The following is a 19,458-nucleotide window of genomic DNA, read 5'->3' as shown; positions in this document are numbered from 1 at the left end:
TGAATGAAAGTCTATAGTCAAGGCGATCAGGCAATCGTTGTTTCTTTACGTGGTCAAGTGACGCAGAAAGCAACGCAACGTTTGCTTGTGTTAAGACACTATTTAAATGAACAAAATTATCCTTTTATAACCGAAATTGTACCAACGGAGACGGATATGTTGATTTCATATGATGCACAAATGATGCTGAAACAATTTGATATTGCATCGCCATTTTTATATATGAAGAAATTGATTGCAGAGATTGATTTATCTGAAGAAAAGTGGAAAAAGCAACGTCGCTGTGTCAAAGTGCCAATGTATTATGGTGGGACATATGGACCTCATTTTGATGATTTATTGGAAGAACTTCAGATGACTGATACGGACTTTATTAAGCGCCACACAGCAGCTGATTATTTTGTGTCAATGATGGGATATTCTCCGGGCTTTCCATATTTATCAGGAGTAGATACAAGTATTGTTGTGAATCATACCGCAGCCGAAAAACGTTTTATTCCAGCAGGATCTGTCATCTTAGAAAATAACAAATGTGGTATTACAACGACAGATACATATGAAGATTGGCTAGTAATTGGTTGGACACCCCTTAAATTATTTGATCCGACCAAAAAAGACTTTGCACTTATCTCACTGGGCGATCATGTGAAGTTTGATGTATTACGAGAAGGGGGTGGTGCATGATGAGTATTATTATTGAAGAAAGTGGGCTTTTCTCTAGCTTTCAAGATTTTGGACGCTCTGGTTATGAACATAAGGGAGTTATTCGCAGTGGGGCACTAGATGTTTTTGCACACGAAATTGCGAACCGCCTGGTAGGTAATGATCCGAATGAAGCAACATTGGAAATGACTAATCGTATGGCGCGGATTCGCTTTACAGAACCAACGTTGATTGCACTATCTGGAGCACAAGCTATTGCGCATACAGACGATATGCAGATTAAGATTAATAAGCTTTATTTGATGAATAAGGGAGATGTTCTTAGTTTTGATGAGTTAAGAAGAGGGGCTCGTGTATATCTTGCCGTGGCAGGGGGTTATGAGCTTGATGAGTGGCTAGGATCTGTGTCGACGGACATCATCTCGAAAATGGGAGGATTGCAAGGTCGTGCTGTCAAAGCCGGAGATGAAATTAATCTAAAACGTGCATATACTAAGAGACATCGAAAGCTATTCGAACATTTACGAGAAACGCGTACAACACGATGGGGTGTAGATGGTTATACGCTGTCATTCAATTATTTATCTGATGTTGTTCATGTGATACCGAGCAAAGGAACAGAAGACTTTGATGTGGCGTGTTTGAGAGACTTTACGCAACAAGAATATAGTGTGACGAGTAAAGCAAACCGTATGGGCATTGTATTGGAAGGATTACCTATTAAAGCACATTTTGAAGGCATGCCACCACACCGTTCAGTGAAGCGAGGAACGATCCAAGTCAAAAAAGATGGTTCACCGGTTGTGTTGTTAAACGACCATTATACACTGGGGAGCTATCCACAAGTTGGAACTATCGCAACATATCACTTATCAAAATTAGCACAAAAACGTCAAGGATCTAAGGTGAAGTTCCAAATGATCGATATTGAACAAGCAGAACGTAATTTAGTGAATTATCATCAATGGTGTCGCCAGTTTTTTGCCGGTATTGAATATCGCATGCAAGCAGAAATAATGAAGTAGTAAAGGAAAGAGAGGGAGCGTGGGCGAAAAAAGATGGGGAAAGTATATTTTTCGTTCCGTTCAGCTACTGCCTTTTACAACATTTTCTTACTTTGGATAGCGTTTTCTGTTAATATCCCAGCCCTTAGGAAACTATATATCAGTTTACACCAACTATAATAATAGTGTTTCGACAATATCAAAAAAGGTCTGTTCTGCTTCTATGGTAAAAAGATAATAATAAGTACCTAGTTTTATTTATAATGTAATTTCAGTTAAGTTGAATAGATGTCTTCGTTTAGCGTACAGTCCATAGTGATTGTGCGCTTTTGGCATACTAAAAGAAAAAGGCAGAATGACTTATTCATGTCACGCCACCATAAAAGATGTAGAACCTAATGGACGATGTACAACTCAAGGCTGAATACAAGCGTGCAAAAATTTTATATAGTAGATATTATGAGTGGTTTTCCACAACATAATTGCAAAAATAAATAGTTCATGGTATATACACACCAATTTAGCGGTTATTACTTGAAATTTGTCACCAATTCGTATATATTGTTGTACTGAACTTATATTGAATGTTACAAAAAGATTACAAAACAATTAACTTATTGTTTGAATTTAATGGATAACTAGAAATCGAGTACGAACTGAAATAAATAACGGGGGAACACACATGGAAAAAGAAAATAAAAAGATAGGGATTTTTGCGTTTTTCTTACTGACAATAGTCACTATTTCATTGAAGACGTACTTTGCTTATTACGTGGACTTGTCGCTTGGTGTTAAAGGACTTGTGCAAAACTTAATATTATTGATGAATCCATATAGCTTGGTAGCGTTGATACTGAGTGTCTTTCTATTTTTTAAAGGTAGAAAAGCATATTGGTTCATGTTCATTGGTGGCTTTTTATTGACATTTTTACTCTATGCCAATGTTGTGTACTTCCGCTTCTTCTCAGACTTTATTACATTTAGTACGTTAAACCAAGTGAGCAATGTGGATTCCATGGGGAGTGCGGTCAGTGCATCGTTTCAATGGTATGACTTCGTGTACTTCTTAGATACATTTGTTTACTTATTTGTGTTGATTTTCAAACAAAAATGGTTGAGTAAACAAGTTTTCCATAAGAAGTTTGTGCCGGTTGTTATGGCAACTGCAATTGCACTGTTCTTTTTGAATTTAGCATTTGCAGAAACAGATCGTCCGCAGTTATTAACTCGTACCTTTGACCATAAATATTTAGTGAAATATTTGGGACCTTATAATTTTACTGTATATGATGGGGTCAAAACGATTGAAAATAATCAGCAAAAAGCACTTGCTTCTGAAGATGATTTAACAGAAGTGTTGAACTACTCAAAACAAAAAAATACAACACCGAATCCAGCATACTATGGTAAAGCCAAAGGAAAAAACGTCATTAAAATTCACTTGGAAAGCTTTCAAACTTTCTTAATCAATAAAAAAATCAATGGTGAAGAAGTGACGCCATTTTTAAACAAATTGTCATCAGGTCAAGATGACTTCCGATACTATCCGAATTTCTATCATCAAACAGGTCAAGGGAAGACTTCTGATGCAGAATTTACAATGGATAACAGCTTGTATGGTCTGCCGCAGGGCTCTGCCTTTTCGTTAAAGGGAGATAACACTTTCCAATCATTGCCAGCGATTTTACATCAACAGCAAGGTTATACAACGAATGTCATGCACGGGGATTACAAGACATTCTGGAATCGAGACCAAGTATACAGACATTTTGGTATTGATAAGTTTTATGATGCGACATACTTTGATATGTCACCTGAGAATTTGGAGAATTTAGGGTTAAAAGATAAAGAGTTCTTCAAAGAATCAGTATCATATTTAGCCAAAGAAAAACAACCGTTTTATTCACACTTAATCACATTGACGAATCACTATCCATTCACATTGAGTGAAGAAGATGCGACGATTGCGAAAAGCGATACAGGTAATAATACGGTAGATGGTTATATCCAAACGGCACGCTATTTAGACGAAGCGGTTGAAGCATTTATTAATGATTTGAAAGAACGTGGTTTGTATGAAGATTCCGTGATTATTTTATACGGTGACCACTACGGTATTTCAGAAAATCATAACAAAGCGATGAGCGAGTTGTTAGGTGAGCCAATCACGGCAGCGAAGTTTAATGACTTGAATAAAACAGGTTTCTGGATTAAAGCGCCAGGTGTGGAACCAAAAGTAGATGAAACATACGCAGGTCAGGTTGATGTCATGCCAACATTACTTCATTTACTTGGTATAGATACATCAAACTACTTGATGTTAGGTACAGATATGTTGTCTAAAGATCACCAAGAAGTTGTACCATTCCGTAATGGTGACTTCGTGACGAAAAATTATAAATATGTGAATGGCAAGGTGTACAGCAACGAAGATAATGAACCAATGGAGACACCACCATCTAACTTAGAAGAAATGAAGCAACAGGTTGAAACAGACCTTGAAGTTTCTGATAAAATTTTGAATGGCGACTTATTCAGATTCTATAAAAATCCAGACTTCAAAAAAATTGATCCAACAAAATATAAATATGAAGCGGGCTCTAAAGGTCAAAAATAGAGTCACATAGAAAAGCGACTGGTTATTGCATAGTGTGATGTGCAAAGCCAGTCGCTTTTTAAAGGGATGTGCAGCTTTTGTGGTGAATAGATAATGATAAAATACCACCTTCAGGAATGTGACGATGTAATCTATTACAGAACAGGTCTCCTTGTATCATTTGGATAGAAAAGAATGTATAATAGTTAGAACTGATATAAGATCAACAGAGATAGTTGAGTAAATCTATGGGATAAAAGGAAGTATGTTTGATGGCATCTTATAAAATTGAACACTTGAACAAATCATTTGCGGATAAAGTGATATTTGATGACTTAGAATTTACAGTTTCTGATAAAGAACGCATTGGTTTAGTAGGGATAAATGGTACAGGAAAAAGTTCATTACTTAAAGTGATTGCAGGAATAGATGAAGATTTTGATGGCGATGTGACACACCCAAAACAGTATCGCATTCGTTATGCCTCACAACAACAATTTATGGACGATGCGATGACAGTCTATGATGTTGTGTATAGTGCGGATACCGAAACATTACGTGCCATCAAACGATACGAACTTGCGACGGCAATGTATGCTGAACACCAAACAGACAAAGCATTAGAAGAGATGATGTCGGCACAGTCAGCGATGGATATGTTAGAAGCATGGGATTATAGTGCAGAGATTAAGACGATTTTGTCCAAGCTGGGAATTCATGACACAACGAAGCGTATCGGTGAATTATCGGGTGGACAACAAAAGCGTGTTGTATTGGCGCGTACATTGATTGAGCAACCGGATTTATTGTTGCTGGATGAGCCGACCAATCATTTGGACTTTGAATCCATTCACTGGCTGATTAACTTTGTAAAGGCTTATCCTAAAACGGTAGTATTTGTGACGCATGATCGTTATTTTTTAAATGAAGTAGCGACACGTATCGTAGAGTTACAACACGGTAAGTTAGCATCTTATCCTGGTAACTATGAAGCATATATTGCGATGCGTGCTGAACAAGAGGCGGTTGTGGCACGTCAACAAACGAAACAGCGTGCGTTATTTAAACAAGAGTTAGCATGGATGCGTGCGGGTGTTAAAGCGCGAACGACGAAACAACAAGCACGACAAGAGCGCTTTAAAGCATTAGAACAAGAAGTGAAATCACATCACACACAAGAAAAAGGGGCGTTAAATCTGGCGCATTCACGACTTGGCAAACAGGTATTTGAGCTTGAAGATATCGGTAAAGCCATCAATGGACGTACACTGTTTGAGCATCTAACAACGATTATTCAAAAAGGTGTACAGATAGGCATTGTTGGAATGAATGGTGCAGGAAAAACGACTTTGTTGAATATATTAGCCGGTGAAGAAACCGATTATACAGGTGTGTTGAAAGTTGGACAGACGGTGAAGGTCGCATATTTTAAACAAACAGATGAGCGTTTGAATCAAGATATTCGTATGATTGACTTTTTACGTGAAGAACAAGAAGTGGCGAAACAAAAAGATGGGACGACAGTCTCTGTTACACAATTATTAGAGCAGTTCTTATTTCCAACACAAACACATGGGAAAAAGGTATATAAGCTATCAGGTGGTGAACAAAAACGCCTATATTTGTTGCGTTTACTTGTACATCAGCCGAATGTATTGTTATTGGATGAGCCTACAAATGACTTAGATACTGAGACGTTAACAATTCTTGAAGACTATATTCAGACGTTTGGTGGGACAGTCATTACAGTGAGCCATGACCGCTACTTCTTAGATAAGATTGTCGATTGTTACTGGTATATACATGATGGTCAAGTCGATATGATTTTAGGGCGCTTTGAAGATTATCTTGCTTACAAAAAAGAGTTGGAGGCATCCGCTGCAGTTATCCAAGAGAAAGCAAGTGCGCCGGTTGTTAAAAAGCCAAAAAAACGTGGTTTATCTTACAAAGAAAAACGTGAGTATGAACTGTTACTGACGAGAATTGATGAAGCTGAAACACGCTTGTCAGAAATAGATGAAGAAATGATAGCTGCACAGGCAGATTATGCTACGATTCATACATTAAACGAAGAGCGTACAGCGTTAGAAGTGCAGTATGAACAAGATATTTCACGTTGGAGTGAGTTAGAAGAAATTATAGAACAATAAGAGGGGTAGCATGGAAGAGATACTATCGTACTATTTCGGATACCAACATTTTAGACCAGGACAGCGAGAAATAATTTCGCATGTCTTGGCAGAACATCATACTTTGGGTGTTTTACCAACAGGTGGCGGGAAGTCTCTTTGTTACCAAGTTCCTGGGCTTAAGTTAGAAGGGACTACCTTAGTTATTAGCCCACTGATTGCTTTGATGAAGGATCAAGTAGATCAACTTAGAACAATGGGTATTTCCGCAGCTTTTTTGAACAGCAGTCAAAGTGTTCGTGAACAGCAAGAGATTGAGGCTGAACTGTGCAAAGGTCAGATAAAGTTCTTGTATATTGCACCTGAGCGTTTACAGCAACAGCGTTTTGTAGCATTGTTACGCCGACTTCCAATTGCACTCGTTGCATTTGATGAAGCACATTGTATCTCTAAATGGGGGCATGATTTTCGTCCGAGTTATCAGGAAGTGATTCATACCATATTGGCATTGCCTCAGAAGTTTGCGATTCTTGCATTAACGGCGACAGCTACTGCAGAAGTACAACAAGATATTATGCAGCGTTTGCATATTCAAGCACAACATGTAGTTAAAACGAGTATCAAGCGACGTAATTTGTTATTTGAAGTAAATCCAACGTATCAACGAGAAAAGTTTGTTATTGACTATATCAAACGTCATGCACAAGCATCTGGCATCGTTTATTGTGCAACTCGCAAACAAGTGGAGACCTTATACCATGCATTGGAAGAGGCAGGGATTTTGGCTACTTATTATCATGCGGGACGTTCAGCAAAAGAAAGAGAAACTGCACAAAATGATTTTTTATATGATCGTACACGTGTTGTAGTGGCAACGAATGCATTTGGTATGGGTATTGATAAGTCTAATGTGCGTTTTGTGATTCATTATAATATGCCTGGAGACTTGGAGTCGTATTACCAAGAAGCTGGACGTGCTGGACGCGATGGTTTAGAAAGCGATTGTATATTATTGTTTAGTGACCGTGATATTGGTTTGCAGGAATATTTTATTACAGCTTCCAAGGCAGACGGCGATTATCAAGAGAAGATGGGCGAAAAACTAACGAAGATGATTCAGTATACGAAGACGAAACAATGCTTGGAGGCGACACTGATACATTATTTTGAACCGAATGAGCGTCTTGAAGAATGCGGACAATGTAACAACTGTATCGCTAAAAATAAAACATATGATATGACACAAGAGGCGAAAAAAATTATTAGTTGTGTTGCCCGTTTAGCCCAAAATGAATCGTATCAAACGGTTATTCAAGTATTGCGTGGGGAACGGTCAGACTATATTCAACATCAAAAGTATGCAGAGCTTTCTACATATGGCATTATGAAAGACTATACAACAGGAGAATTACATCATTTGATTGATGAATTACGCTTTAAAGGTTATTTAAATGCACAAGATGATATTTTGTTGTGTGATGATACGGTGAAACAAATATTGAAAGAAGATATGCGTGTGTATACAACACCATTTCGTCGTAAATCAAAAGAAGCGGTTAATATTAATACAGTTGAGGGTGTCGATCGCAAGTTGTTTGAACGCCTAGTATCAACGCGTCAACAATTAAGTGAGCAAATCAACGTGCCACCAGTGAACATTTTTTCAGATTATACACTGGAAGCATTTGCCAAGCGTAAACCGACAACGAAGCAAGAAATGATTCAAATTGAAGGTGTTGGTAGTTATAAACTAAAACATTACTGTCCTGCTTTTTTAGAAGCAATTCAAGACTATAAAACAATATCATAATATTACGAGATACTGGTAGAAAACAGTGGGGAGATACCATTTGTACATCTATGGCGCAATGGTATGTCAGCATTCAAGAAGTATAACGCTTCACAGAGCGCGCAATCTTTAATACTTCTTAGCCACAATGTCTACCAGTTATTTTATGTCAAATTGTTTCTAATTAAATATTACACTGTTATCAAACAAAAAAGATTATTTTTTTTAGAAAATGTGCTTAAATAATGATAATAGTTGTATATGTAGGGTAATTGATACGTATAAACTGTAAAAAATGAAAAGTAGTGAGACGATGATAAAGTTTGAAAATGTATCCAAACGCTATGGCAACAAAACAGTTGTTGATAGCGTGAATATAGAAGTGAAAGAAGGGGAGTTTTTTGTCCTTATTGGACCATCAGGCTCAGGCAAAACAACCACGATGAAGATGATTAATCGATTGATTGACTTGTCTGAAGGCTATATTTACTTTAAGGACAAGCCTATTAGTGACTACTCTGTCTATGAGATGCGCTGGGATATGGGTTATGTATTACAACAAATTGCTTTATTTCCACACTTATCCATTCGGGACAATATTGCGCAAGTCCCATTGATGAAACATTGGGATAAACAAACCATAGATGCACGTGTAGATGAATTATTAGAGATGGTAGGTCTTGAACCACAGCAATTTCGTCATCGCATGCCAAGTGAATTATCAGGTGGACAACGGCAACGTGTGGGTGTTGTACGTGCGCTGGCAGCGGATCCGCCTGTCGTATTGATGGACGAACCTTTCAGTGCATTAGATCCGATTACACGAGAGAAACTACAAGATGATCTTTTAGCGTTACAAAGCAAAATTAATAAGACAATTGTCTTTGTGACCCATGATATTGAAGAAGCATTCAAATTGGGAGATCGCATTTGTCTATTGAATCAAGGTCGTGTGGAACAGATTGGCACACCCAATGACTTTGTAAAAAATCCGAAAAATGATTTTGTGCGCGAATTTATTGGTAATTTAACGGGTGTTGTGCTCAATCATTGTTCATTAGGCAAAATTGCTGAATTGGCAGGCGAGCAGATATCTGCTGAAGAAGCCATGCATTTACCTGTTGTGCATCATGCCGATGCTGTAAGTGATGTATATCGTGAATTGGCAACGCATGAAGCGGTCATCGTGGAAGTTGACACAGAGTATTGGCGTTTGGCACGGGAAGATATTTTTCGCTTCTTATCTCAAAGCAAAGCAGGTGATGCATGATGAATACATTGTTATCAACATTTGCTGAACGAAAAGGCGAGCTGTTAGGTGCCTTACTGGAGCATATCGAAATGTCATTTATTGCGTTGTTGATTGCTGTTTTAATCGGTATGCCATTAGGTATTTTATTGACGAAAACACCCAAATTATCTGAACCAATTATTAATATTGCAGCTGTATTACAAACAATTCCTTCATTGGCATTACTTGGTTTAATGATACCATTGTTTGGTATTGGTACGGTACCAGCTGTCATTGCACTTGTTATATACGCATTGTTACCTATTTTACGCAACACTTATACGGGGATTGTAGGTGTCGATAGTTCATTAATTGAGGCAGCGAAAGGAATAGGTATGAAGCCTGCACGTCGGCTGATACGTGTGGAGTTGCCGTTAGCAATGCCTGTTATTATGGCTGGTATTCGTACAGCGATGGTTTTGATTATTGGAACAGCGACACTTGCTGCCTTGATTGGTGCGGGTGGATTAGGTGATCTTATACTATTAGGAATCGATCGCAATAATACATCACTTATTTTAATTGGTGCCATTCCAGCTGCATTGCTTGCTATTTTATTTGATATTTTATTACGTATACTTAGCCATGTATCATATCGTAAAATGTTCGTGACTTTAGCGGTTGTATTATTCATTATGTTAAGTGTGACAATTGTCCCTATGTTGGCGCACAAAGACAATGAAATAACCATTGCAGGTAAGTTAGGTACGGAACCGTCCATTATTACAAATATGTATAAATTAATTATTGAGCAAGAGACGGATTATAATGTTGATGTCAAAGATGGCATGGGCAAAACTTCTTTTCTCTTCAATGCGTTAAAAGCAGATGAAATCGATGGCTATTTGGAGTTTACAGGGACTGTATTAGGAGAACTGACTAAAGAAACACCGAAGTCAAATGATGCCCAGGAAGTCTATCATCAAGCACGTACGAGTTTAGAGTCAAAATACGATATGACACTGTTAAAACCAATGCAATATAACAATACGTATACGTTAGCAGTGAAACGAACGTTTGCAGAAGCACATGATTTGAAAACAATCAGTGATTTAAAACAAGTAGAAAGTCTAATTAAGCCAGGTTTTACGCTCGAATTTAATGATCGTAGTGATGGTTACCCAAAAGTACAATCGGCTTATGATTTGAATTTTAAGAATGTGAAAACAATGGAGCCTAAGTTGAGATATCAGGCTATTGAAAAAGGTGAAATTAACTTAATTGATGCATACGCAACAGATGCAGAATTGAAACAATATGATATGGTTGTGTTAGAAGACGATCAGCACATTTTTCCACCTTACCAAGGTGCACCGATATTCAAACAAGAATTTTTAAAGGAACACCCTGACATCGTAAAAGCTTTGAATAAGTTAGAAGGAAAAATAACTGATGAAGAGATGCAAGATATGAACTATCGTGTGGCGGAAAAAGGGGAGCGTCCGTATGACGTTGCTAAAGATTATTTGAAAAAACATCATATCATTGATTAAAGTTTTAAATAGATGGTGGTTTACATCATTGGGATGAGGACTCTTATAGAGCGCCTATTCCAAAGTGATTAAGGGCGTGAAAATACATTTTCACGCCTGTTTTTATTAGTGTTTAAGAGTAGAGTTTTCAGTTTTGGTGAGAATTACATAAACTTTTTAGAAAATAAGTTTTCTGTTTCACTTCCAATACTAGCTATTTTCTATTTTAATAGTTATAATAATTAACATATTTTAAATTTTCAGAAACAAATGGAGGAGTAGTTATGAAGTCACAAATTGCACAATTACGTGCTTATACACCTGGCTTGTCGCCTGAAGCGTTGAAGAAAAAACTAGGACTTACGATAGAATTACATAAGCTTGCATCGAATGAGAATGTTTATGGTCCCTCGCCTAAAGCGAAAGAGGCGATTAAAGCACATGTAGATAACTTGTATTTGTATCCTGAACCGAATGCACCACGCTTGCAGGCTGCTATTGCAGAATATTATCAGGTCACGCCAGAACAGGTTGTTTTTGGTGCAGGCTTAGATGAAATGATTGTTATTATTTCACGTACTTTGATTTGTGCGGGAGATAAGATTGTTACAAGTGAGGGGACATTCGGTCAATATTTCCATAATGCCGTCGTTGAAGATGCTAATATTGTTCAAGTTCCTTTAAAAGAGGGGGCTTATGACTTGGATGCGATTGCCGATGCAATTGATGATGAGACGGCACTCGTATGGATTTGTAATCCTAATAATCCAACTGGGACGTATCATTCAGCTGAAGCAATTGAAGCATTTATCCAAAAAGTGCCAAGTCATGTGACGATTTTATTTGATGAAGCTTATGCAGAATACGTAACGGTAGACGATTATCCTGATACGATTGCCTTAATGAGAAAATATGATAATATCGCAATGTTGCGCACATTTTCTAAAGCATATGGACTTGCAGGCATACGTATCGGATATATCATTGCACCACTACCATTAGCACAACAACTTAATGTTATTCGCCCACCATTTAATACAACGTGTTTATCAGAACAAGCCGCATTAGCCGCATTCCAAGATCAAGATTACTTGAAGCAAACAGTGGCACTGAACCAGAAAGAACGTGAGAAGTTCAATGATGTAAAGACAACACTGAAATTGTATCCGACACAAACGAACTTTGTCTTTGTAGAGACGGAACGTGTTTCTGAACTAGATGAAGCATTACTTAAAGCTGGGATTATTGCACGTGCGTTTCCAAATGGTGTGCGTATTACGTTTGGTTTTCCAGAACAAAATGAAACCGTCCGACAAGTGTTAGAACAATTTTAGATGTTGTGTGTTAGGAAGTGGTAGGTATAATTTGCTATAATAAATAGCGGTAGTTATGAATGGCACAAGGAGCGATAGCATGAGACAGTCAATAGGTATAGATATGGATGAAGTGTTAGCGGATACGTTAAGTGCGATTTTAGTAGAATTCAATCAGCGAACAGGTTCGAATGTGACGCCAGAAGATATAGCAGGTAAGAAGATTTATGATGTGATGCCTGAACATGCGAAAGTGATTCGTGAAATTTTATTAGAAGATGGCTTTTTTGGACGTTTAGACGTGATACAAGACGCACAAGAAGTCGTTAAAAAGTTGAATGAACACTATGATGTATATATCGTCACAGCAGCTATGGATGTTCCGACTTCATTCCACGACAAGTACGAATGGTTACGTACATATTTTCCATTTTTAGATCCACAACATTTTGTTTTTTGTGGGCGTAAGAATATCGCAGCAACAGATTATTTAATCGATGATAATCCTAAACAGTTGAGCATATTCAAAGGTAAACCATTAATGTTTAGTGCGCCACATAATCATGGCAATACAGACTTTGAACGTCTCAACAATTGGCGTGAAGTTGAAGCATACTTTTTAAAATAATCATATCAGGTTCAACATTTTTGTGGTGGGATGGCATGATGAGCTATTCCGCCTTTTAGTATGCAAAAAGCGCACAATCATAAAGACTGTACGCTAAATGAAACCAGCGCATTCAATTTAGGTGGAGTACAATATAAAAACTAGGTACTTATCATTATCTTTCTACCATAGATATAAACAAGCACTTTCTCTGCAAAAAAGGGAAAGTGCTTGTTTATATGTGATGTTATTTAACACCTTGCATTAAGTTTTTAATAAAAGGTGTTGCAATGAATAATAAGATACCAATTACAAGTGCAATGCTTCCTGAGTACAAGAAGTATTGATTAGAACTAATAGATGTATAAATTGTAACCATCTGTGCATTGATACCTTGAGCCATTGCATTAGACAAGAACCACACACTCATCATCTGAGCTGTAAATGCTTCTGGCGCTAACTTTGTTGTTGTAGATAAGCCGATTGGTGATAAGCACAGCTCACCTAATGTAACAATTAAGAAGCTTGCTACTAACCAGAATGGGTTAATCAATTCTGTGCCACTTGATAATGGAATTACCATGATTAAGTAAGACACGCCGGCAAGTAATACACCAATTGCAAACTTAACAACTGTCGGTGGATTAAAACGACCGAGTTTTACCCATAAAATTGAGAAAATAGGTGCAAGTACAACGATGAATAGAGGATTAAGTGATTGGAACCACGCTGGTGGAATATGGAAATCAATTAAACCCCCTGTTACTTTTGCTAAGTCTAACTGTGTTTTTGTATCAGCAAATTGTGCCAATACTGTTGAACCTTGTTCTTGAATCATCCAGAATGCAACAGATGCAATAAAAAGTGGTATGTAAGCAAAAACACGCTTGCGTTCATAATCTGCTGTTTTCTTACTTGCAATCATTTTAATAAAGTAGAACAATGGCAAGCCGATACCTAATAATGTGACAAAGGTTGCAAGGTTACCAATTGTAAGTTGATCAATCATGTATAGACCAACACAAACAACAGCAATTAAAACAACGACAATAGATGTAATTTTAATGAATTTGGCTTTTTCTTCTTTCAGTAATGGATCAGGTACTTCTAATCCTGCTAAACCTAAATATTTTTTGTTGGTAATGAAATAAGTAAGTAAGCCGAAGAACATACCGACTGCAGCAATAGCAAAACCTGCATGGAATCCGATATTGATTTGTGTCCAACCAATAATCAATGGTGATAATAAACCACCAAGGTTAATAGACATATAGAAGATTGTGAATGCAGAGTCCATACGTGGATCATTTTTTTCATACAACAAACCAACTGTTGATGAAATGTTTGGTTTCAATAGTCCTGTACCGATAATCAAAAAGAATAACGCGGCTAATAAAAGGGCAAAGTTATTAGGTAATGATAATAAAATATGCCCTATCATAATTAAGATACCGCCATAAAATAATGCATGACGTGTACCGATGATGCGATCGGCTATCCATCCACCGATAACCCCACTCATATAGATTAACGCCCCATACATAGAGACGATTTGTAGTGCAACACCCTGATCAAGGCCAAAGCCACCTTTTGCTACAGAGTAATAAATGTAGTAAGCTAATATGGCTTTCATGCCGTAATAGCTAAACCTCTCCCAAAACTCTGTAAAGAATAGGGTGCTTAACCCTTTGGGATGCCCGAAGAAACCCGTACGTGGTGTACTATTCAGAATTTCTTCCTTTGTGTAATGTTTGCTCATAATACTTCCCCTTTCCTTTTTAAAGAGTTAAAACTATTTTAAACCTATTAACTATTTTTAACAAGAAAATTCTGAAAAAGTCATATATAACAATTTGTCTGTATTAACAACTAAAGACGTGAAGCATAGTAGTGTGCCATACTTCACGTCTTTAAACTTCAATATTAGCGGTTATCGATATTCTCAGGGTAGAGGTCATGATTCATCATGCGATATTCTGCCATTTTTTCATATTTACTATTTGGACGACCGTAATTGGTATATGGGTCTATTGAAATGCCACCACGCGGAGTGAATTTACCCCAAACTTCAATATAATGAGGATTCATTAATTCGATGAGATCATTCATAATAATATTCATACAATCCTCATGAAAATCACCATGATTGCGAAAACTAAATAAGTACAATTTAAGGGATTTCGATTCTACCATTTTAATATGTGGGATATACGAAATATAGATTGTCGCAAAATCTGGCTGCCCTGTAATAGGACAAAGTGATGTGAATTCTGGGCAATTAAATTTGACAAAATAGTCGCGACCTTGATGCTTATTATCAAAAGTTTCTAAGACATCGGGGCGATAATCAAAGTTGTACACATTGTCTTGATTGCCGAGTAGTGTAATATCTTGTAAGTCTTTTTTTGAACGTCCTTTAGACATTTTAAGACCTCCTCTATAAATTAAGTTTTTGATTGCTTATGTCGCTTTGGTGACGTTGTGCGTCTGGCTACTTCGAACATATAATAGCTTGCAGTTAGAATAATGACATATCCAATCACAGCATAGAAGTTCGGTGATTCGCCAAAGAGTATAAAGCCAATCAAGGCAGTGAACAGAATAGACGCATAGGTGAAAATAGAAATGTCTTTTGCAGGGGCATAACTATATGCGATTGTTATGCCAATCTGTCCTACTGCAGCAGATAAACCGGCAAACACTAAATAAATAATTTGCATGGATGTCATCGGCTCATAGGTGAAAATCACAAACGGTAAGAGTGCAACAACTGAAAAGAATGAAAAATAAAAAACAATGGTATAAGGTGCTTCTCGTGTGCTTAATGCCCGAACAGCTGTATAAGCACTAGCAGCAAAAATACCAGATAATAAACCAATCACAGCAGGTATTGTAGCAGACGAAAATTCAGGCTGAACGACAAAAAACATACCAATGATAGCAACAATCATTGCGACTAATTGATAGCGTTCAATTTTTTCTTTTAAAATAATCAAGCTCAGTAAAATAGTCCAAAATGGATTGAGTTTCATCAAGATGTCTGCATCGCTTAATACCATATGATCAATGGCATAGATATTCAACAAAACACCTGTTAGACCGAGTAGTGAACGTGTGATGAGTAAAGGTTGACTACTCAATTTGCCAAAAAAGGGTTGTTTATATTTTAAGATGAAAAACAAGGGGATAAACATCGCGACGAAATTTCGTGCCAATGATTTTTGAAAGACAGGTAAGTCGCCAGCAAGACGAAAAAAAACTGCCATAAAGCTAAAACCAATAGCAGAAATTAAGATAGCGATAATGCCTTTCATTTTAGAATTCATGCAATCGCCTCTATCAATATCTAAATTTTCAACATATCTATCGTAGCATAAAAGCGGGGGATGTGCTACATTTCAAATTTTTGATTTTGTTATCTGAATGGTATACAGTAAGAACGTTGATTTTACATTAGAAAGTATATAATTAAAGCGAACTTATGTTCTTTAGAGAGTGTTTTGAAAAGTCAAGTAAAAAAGCTCGAAATCTGTTCAAATAAATTTCTTAAATGTTGTACATGTTGATACCATTGAATTTGACTGTTTTCAGATACAATACTGCAATATTTCCTCTTTTATTTAGAGAAGTTGTTATGTATAATATAACACAGAATATAGTGTTTGACAGACGATAAATACACTATATATTGTGTTTTGTACAAGTTGAATACGAGATGTACGAGGTGGAAAGGATTTTTACATACGATAATGGCATTGTGGAAGTAGTGTCGAATATGAAACTACTTAACAAGTAATAGGTATGGACACGAAATATTTCATGATGAGTCGATTAGAGCACACGAGCGAAAGGAATATATGTTCGCTTTTTTATTTGGCATGATAAGTTTAGCGATGTCAAATAATGTGCGCACTTTAAAGCACAATGCGCTGTTAAGTGAAGAATATGAAGGGCGGTCTTTTTATGAAAGTTGTTTTTTATTCTTTTACAGGCAATGTTAGACGCTTTCTTAAACGAACAGAGTTAGAGGATTTATACGAGATTACAGAAGCCAATGCGTCAGACAAAGTTGAGGAACCATTTATTTTGGTAACCGGAACGATTGGTTTTGGAGAAGTGCCAGCGCCTGTAGAACAATTTTTAAAAACAAATCAAGCAGGGCTAAAAGGTGTCGCAGCAAGTGGCAATCGCAATTGGGGGAATAATTTTGCCAAAGCGGGTGTGATCATTTCACAAGCGTATGATGTTCCGTTACTGATGAAGTTCGAATTACATGGCACTTTGAAAGATACAATGGAGTTTAAAGAGAAGGTGGTTAATTTTGATGAAATCTATGAAAGAGAAGTATTACAATCACATAGAGTTAAATAATGAAGTAACTAAGCGAAATGAAAATGGTTTTTTTAAATTAGAAAAAGATCAAGAAGCGTTAAATGTTTATTTAGAAGAGATTCGTGATAAGACAGTTCGCTTTGATAATGAACTAGCACGCCTTCACTTTTTAGTAGAGAATCAGTTCTATTACAATGTTTTCAACGATTATACTGAAGCGCAGTTAACAGATATTATTGATTTTGCGAATGGATTGTCATTCCATTTTGCAAGTTATATGTCAGCGAGTAAGTTTTATAAAGATTACGCGCTCAAAACAAATGATAAATCACAATATCTTGAGAATTATCACCAACATGTCACAATCGTGTCATTGTATCTAGCCAAAGGAGATGTTTCGCTTGCTAAGCGTTTTATCCGAGCAATGATTGATCAACGCTATCAACCGGCAACACCGACATTTTTAAATGCTGGCCGTGCAAGACGTGGTGAATTGGTTTCTTGTTTCTTATTAGAAGTAGATGATAGCTTGAACTCAATCAACTTTATCGATTCTACGGCGAAACAATTGAGTAAGATTGGTGGCGGTGTGGCCATCAACTTGTCTAAGCTGCGTGCACGTGGTGAAGCGATTAAAGGGATTAAAGGTGTTGCGAAAGGCGTGTTACCTGTAGCCAAAGCGCTCGAGGGTGGTTTTAGTTATGCTGATCAACTCGGTCAACGCCCAGGTGCTGGTGCAGTTTATTTAAACATTTTCCATTATGACGTGGAAGAATTTCTAGATACGAAAAAAGTAAATGCTGATGAAGATTTGCGTTTGTCGACAATTTCAACAGGCTTAATTGTACCTTCTAAGTTTTTTGATTTGGCCAAAGAAGGCAAAGATTTCTATATGTTTGCGCCACACACGGTAGAACAAGAGTACGGTGTGACACTTGATGATATCAATATTGATGAATACTATGATCGTCTTGTTGAAAATCCAAACATTATGAAGAAGCGTAAAGATGCACGTGAGATGTTGAATATGATTGCACAGACACAATTGCAATCCGGTTATCCATATTTGATGTTTAAAGATAATGCGAACCGTGTACATGCGAACAGTAATATCGGTCAGATTAAAATGAGTAATTTATGTACGGAGATTTTCCAACTTCAAGAAACATCTATTATTAATGATTACGGTATTGAAGACGAGATTAAACGAGACATCTCATGTAACCTTGGTTCATTGAACATTGTGAATGTGATGGAATCTGATAAATTTAGAGATTCTGTGCATACGGGTATGGACGCATTGACAGTTGTGAGTGATGAAGCCAATATTCAAAATGCGCCAGGTGTAAGAAAAGCGAATAGTGAGCTGCATTCAGTTGGACTGGGTGTCATGAACTTACATGGCTATTTAGCTAAAAATCAAATCAACTACGAATCTGAAGAAGCGAAAGATTTTGCGAATGTATTCTTCATGATGATGAACTATTATTCAATTGAACGTTCAATGCAAATTGCGAAAGAACGCGGGGAAGCTTTTGAGGGCTTTGAGTTATCTGATTACGCAAGCGGTCGTTATTTTGAACGCTATACAACAGAGAACTTTTTACCAGAATATGACAAAGTGAAAGCATTGTTTGCCCCACATGAAATTCCGACAAAAGAAGATTGGCACGCATTGGCAGCAGATGTTAAGACGTATGGTTTATATCATGCATATCGTTTAGCTATTGCACCAACTCAAAGTATCTCTTATGTGCAAAATGCAACAAGTTCTGTGATGCCGATTGTTGACCAGATTGAACGTCGTACATATGGTAATGCGGAGACGTTCTACCCAATGCCATTTTTATCACCGCAAACAATGTGGTATTACAAGTCAGCATTTAATACAGACCAAATGAAGCTGATTGATTTGATAGCAACAATTCAATCACATATTGATCAAGGAATTTCAACGATTTTATATGTTAACTCTGATATTTCAACACGTGAATTAGCACGTCTATACGTGTATGCACATCACAAAGGGCTCAAGTCACTGTACTATACACGTAACAAGCTATTAAGTGTAGAAGAGTGTACAAGTTGTGCGATATAAAAGCGAAGGGTAGAAGGTAACGAACAAGTCATTGTCTTTTATAGCTGCACGCATGTTTATTATTGAGAGATAACATGACAATATTGAAGATGGCAGTGTTTTAATGAGTGTCGTTGTCAAATATAGAACAACAGTAAGACCATCAAAATGAATGTATAAGGCAG

The 19,458-nt window shown here is 37.0% G+C and carries 14 protein-coding genes; 11 read left to right on the top strand and 3 right to left on the bottom strand.

Going from position 1 to position 19,458, the window contains the following annotated elements:
* Positions 1–3: 3 nt before the first annotated feature.
* The 9 genes from NXS11_RS05855 (at position 4) to NXS11_RS05815 (ending at position 12,885) form a co-directional block, all read left to right on the top strand.
* A complete protein-coding gene (locus NXS11_RS05855; RefSeq protein ID WP_259199752.1) occupies positions 4–684 on the top strand; it encodes a 5-oxoprolinase subunit B family protein in 681 nt (226 codons plus the stop codon).
* Complete coding sequence (locus NXS11_RS05850) at positions 684–1,688, top strand: 5-oxoprolinase subunit C family protein (protein ID WP_259199749.1); 1,005 nt, start codon at positions 684–686, stop codon at positions 1,686–1,688. Before NXS11_RS05855 ends, NXS11_RS05850 begins: the two co-directional genes overlap by 1 nt.
* A gap of 661 nt (positions 1,689–2,349) precedes the next feature.
* A complete protein-coding gene (gene ltaS, locus NXS11_RS05845) occupies positions 2,350–4,284 on the top strand; it encodes a polyglycerol-phosphate lipoteichoic acid synthase LtaS (RefSeq protein ID WP_259199748.1) in 1,935 nt (644 codons plus the stop codon).
* A gap of 251 nt (positions 4,285–4,535) precedes the next feature.
* Positions 4,536–6,413 (top strand): ABC-F family ATP-binding cassette domain-containing protein, encoded by a 1,878-nt coding sequence (locus NXS11_RS05840; RefSeq protein ID WP_259199746.1) that lies wholly within the window; start codon positions 4,536–4,538, stop codon positions 6,411–6,413.
* A 10-nt stretch (positions 6,414–6,423) separates the two neighbouring features.
* Positions 6,424–8,202: a DNA helicase RecQ gene (recQ, locus tag NXS11_RS05835; RefSeq protein ID WP_259199744.1), complete on the top strand. Its 1,779-nt coding sequence runs from the start codon at positions 6,424–6,426 to the stop codon at positions 8,200–8,202.
* A gap of 292 nt (positions 8,203–8,494) precedes the next feature.
* Complete coding sequence (locus tag NXS11_RS05830; RefSeq protein WP_259199742.1) at positions 8,495–9,451, top strand: ABC transporter ATP-binding protein; 957 nt, start codon at positions 8,495–8,497, stop codon at positions 9,449–9,451.
* Complete coding sequence (locus NXS11_RS05825; protein WP_259199740.1) at positions 9,451–10,965, top strand: ABC transporter permease/substrate-binding protein; 1,515 nt, start codon at positions 9,451–9,453, stop codon at positions 10,963–10,965. The genes NXS11_RS05830 and NXS11_RS05825 overlap by 1 nt, the downstream gene beginning before the upstream one ends.
* A 263-nt stretch (positions 10,966–11,228) precedes the next feature.
* Positions 11,229–12,278: a histidinol-phosphate transaminase gene (gene hisC, locus NXS11_RS05820; protein ID WP_259199739.1), complete on the top strand. Its 1,050-nt coding sequence runs from the start codon at positions 11,229–11,231 to the stop codon at positions 12,276–12,278.
* A gap of 79 nt (positions 12,279–12,357) precedes the next feature.
* Positions 12,358–12,885 carry a 5' nucleotidase, NT5C type gene (locus NXS11_RS05815; protein WP_259199738.1) on the top strand — a complete coding sequence of 176 codons (528 nt, stop codon included), beginning with the start codon at positions 12,358–12,360 and terminating at the stop codon, positions 12,883–12,885.
* Between the two features lie 226 nt (positions 12,886–13,111).
* On the opposite strand, the gene NXS11_RS05810 is transcribed toward NXS11_RS05815, so the two are convergent.
* The 3 genes from NXS11_RS05810 to NXS11_RS05800 form a co-directional block, all read right to left on the bottom strand.
* Positions 13,112–14,623: a peptide MFS transporter gene (locus NXS11_RS05810; RefSeq protein ID WP_259199737.1), complete on the bottom strand. Its 1,512-nt coding sequence runs from the start codon at positions 14,621–14,623 to the stop codon at positions 13,112–13,114.
* 164 nt (positions 14,624–14,787) lie between these two features.
* A complete protein-coding gene (gene queF / locus NXS11_RS05805) occupies positions 14,788–15,288 on the bottom strand; it encodes a preQ(1) synthase (RefSeq protein WP_259199736.1) in 501 nt (166 codons plus the stop codon).
* Between the two features lie 20 nt (positions 15,289–15,308).
* On the bottom strand, positions 15,309–16,190 hold the full coding sequence (locus NXS11_RS05800) for a DMT family transporter (RefSeq protein ID WP_259199735.1): 882 nt from the start codon (positions 16,188–16,190) through the stop codon (positions 15,309–15,311).
* Positions 16,191–16,827: 637 nt separating this feature from the next.
* Between NXS11_RS05800 and nrdI the strand changes: the two genes are divergently transcribed.
* Together nrdI and nrdE are read left to right on the top strand one after the other, a co-directional pair.
* On the top strand, positions 16,828–17,235 hold the full coding sequence (gene nrdI, locus NXS11_RS05795) for a class Ib ribonucleoside-diphosphate reductase assembly flavoprotein NrdI (protein WP_259199734.1): 408 nt from the start codon (positions 16,828–16,830) through the stop codon (positions 17,233–17,235).
* Positions 17,189–19,294 carry a class 1b ribonucleoside-diphosphate reductase subunit alpha gene (nrdE, locus tag NXS11_RS05790; RefSeq protein WP_259199732.1) on the top strand — a complete coding sequence of 702 codons (2,106 nt, stop codon included), beginning with the start codon at positions 17,189–17,191 and terminating at the stop codon, positions 19,292–19,294. Before nrdI ends, nrdE begins: the two co-directional genes overlap by 47 nt.
* Positions 19,295–19,458 lie beyond the last annotated feature (164 nt).

The sequence above is a fragment of the Staphylococcus americanisciuri genome, assembly GCF_024814435.1.
Classification (GTDB): Bacteria; Bacillota; Bacilli; order Staphylococcales; family Staphylococcaceae; genus Staphylococcus; species Staphylococcus americanisciuri.
Note: the sequence above shows the minus strand (reverse complement) of the source record. Positions and strands in the feature narration are given on the sequence as shown.

What these genes read in the sequence shown, in the direction of transcription:
- NXS11_RS05855 (WP_259199752.1), top strand. Translation starts at nt 4, where the DNA reads ATGAAAGTCTATAGTCAAGGCGATCAGGCAATCGTTGTTTCTTTACGT.
- NXS11_RS05850 (WP_259199749.1), top strand. Translation starts at nt 684, where the DNA reads ATGAGTATTATTATTGAAGAAAGTGGGCTTTTCTCTAGCTTTCAAGAT.
- ltaS (WP_259199748.1), top strand. Translation starts at nt 2,350, where the DNA reads ATGGAAAAAGAAAATAAAAAGATAGGGATTTTTGCGTTTTTCTTACTG.
- NXS11_RS05840 (WP_259199746.1), top strand. Translation starts at nt 4,536, where the DNA reads ATGGCATCTTATAAAATTGAACACTTGAACAAATCATTTGCGGATAAA.
- recQ (WP_259199744.1), top strand. Translation starts at nt 6,424, where the DNA reads ATGGAAGAGATACTATCGTACTATTTCGGATACCAACATTTTAGACCA.
- NXS11_RS05830 (WP_259199742.1), top strand. Translation starts at nt 8,495, where the DNA reads ATGATAAAGTTTGAAAATGTATCCAAACGCTATGGCAACAAAACAGTT.
- NXS11_RS05825 (WP_259199740.1), top strand. Translation starts at nt 9,451, where the DNA reads ATGAATACATTGTTATCAACATTTGCTGAACGAAAAGGCGAGCTGTTA.
- hisC (WP_259199739.1), top strand. Translation starts at nt 11,229, where the DNA reads ATGAAGTCACAAATTGCACAATTACGTGCTTATACACCTGGCTTGTCG.
- NXS11_RS05815 (WP_259199738.1), top strand. Translation starts at nt 12,358, where the DNA reads ATGAGACAGTCAATAGGTATAGATATGGATGAAGTGTTAGCGGATACG.
- NXS11_RS05810 (WP_259199737.1), bottom strand. Translation starts at nt 14,623, where the DNA reads ATGAGCAAACATTACACAAAGGAAGAAATTCTGAATAGTACACCACGT.
- queF (WP_259199736.1), bottom strand. Translation starts at nt 15,288, where the DNA reads ATGTCTAAAGGACGTTCAAAAAAAGACTTACAAGATATTACACTACTC.
- NXS11_RS05800 (WP_259199735.1), bottom strand. Translation starts at nt 16,190, where the DNA reads ATGAATTCTAAAATGAAAGGCATTATCGCTATCTTAATTTCTGCTATT.
- nrdI (WP_259199734.1), top strand. Translation starts at nt 16,828, where the DNA reads ATGAAAGTTGTTTTTTATTCTTTTACAGGCAATGTTAGACGCTTTCTT.
- nrdE (WP_259199732.1), top strand. Translation starts at nt 17,189, where the DNA reads ATGAAATCTATGAAAGAGAAGTATTACAATCACATAGAGTTAAATAAT.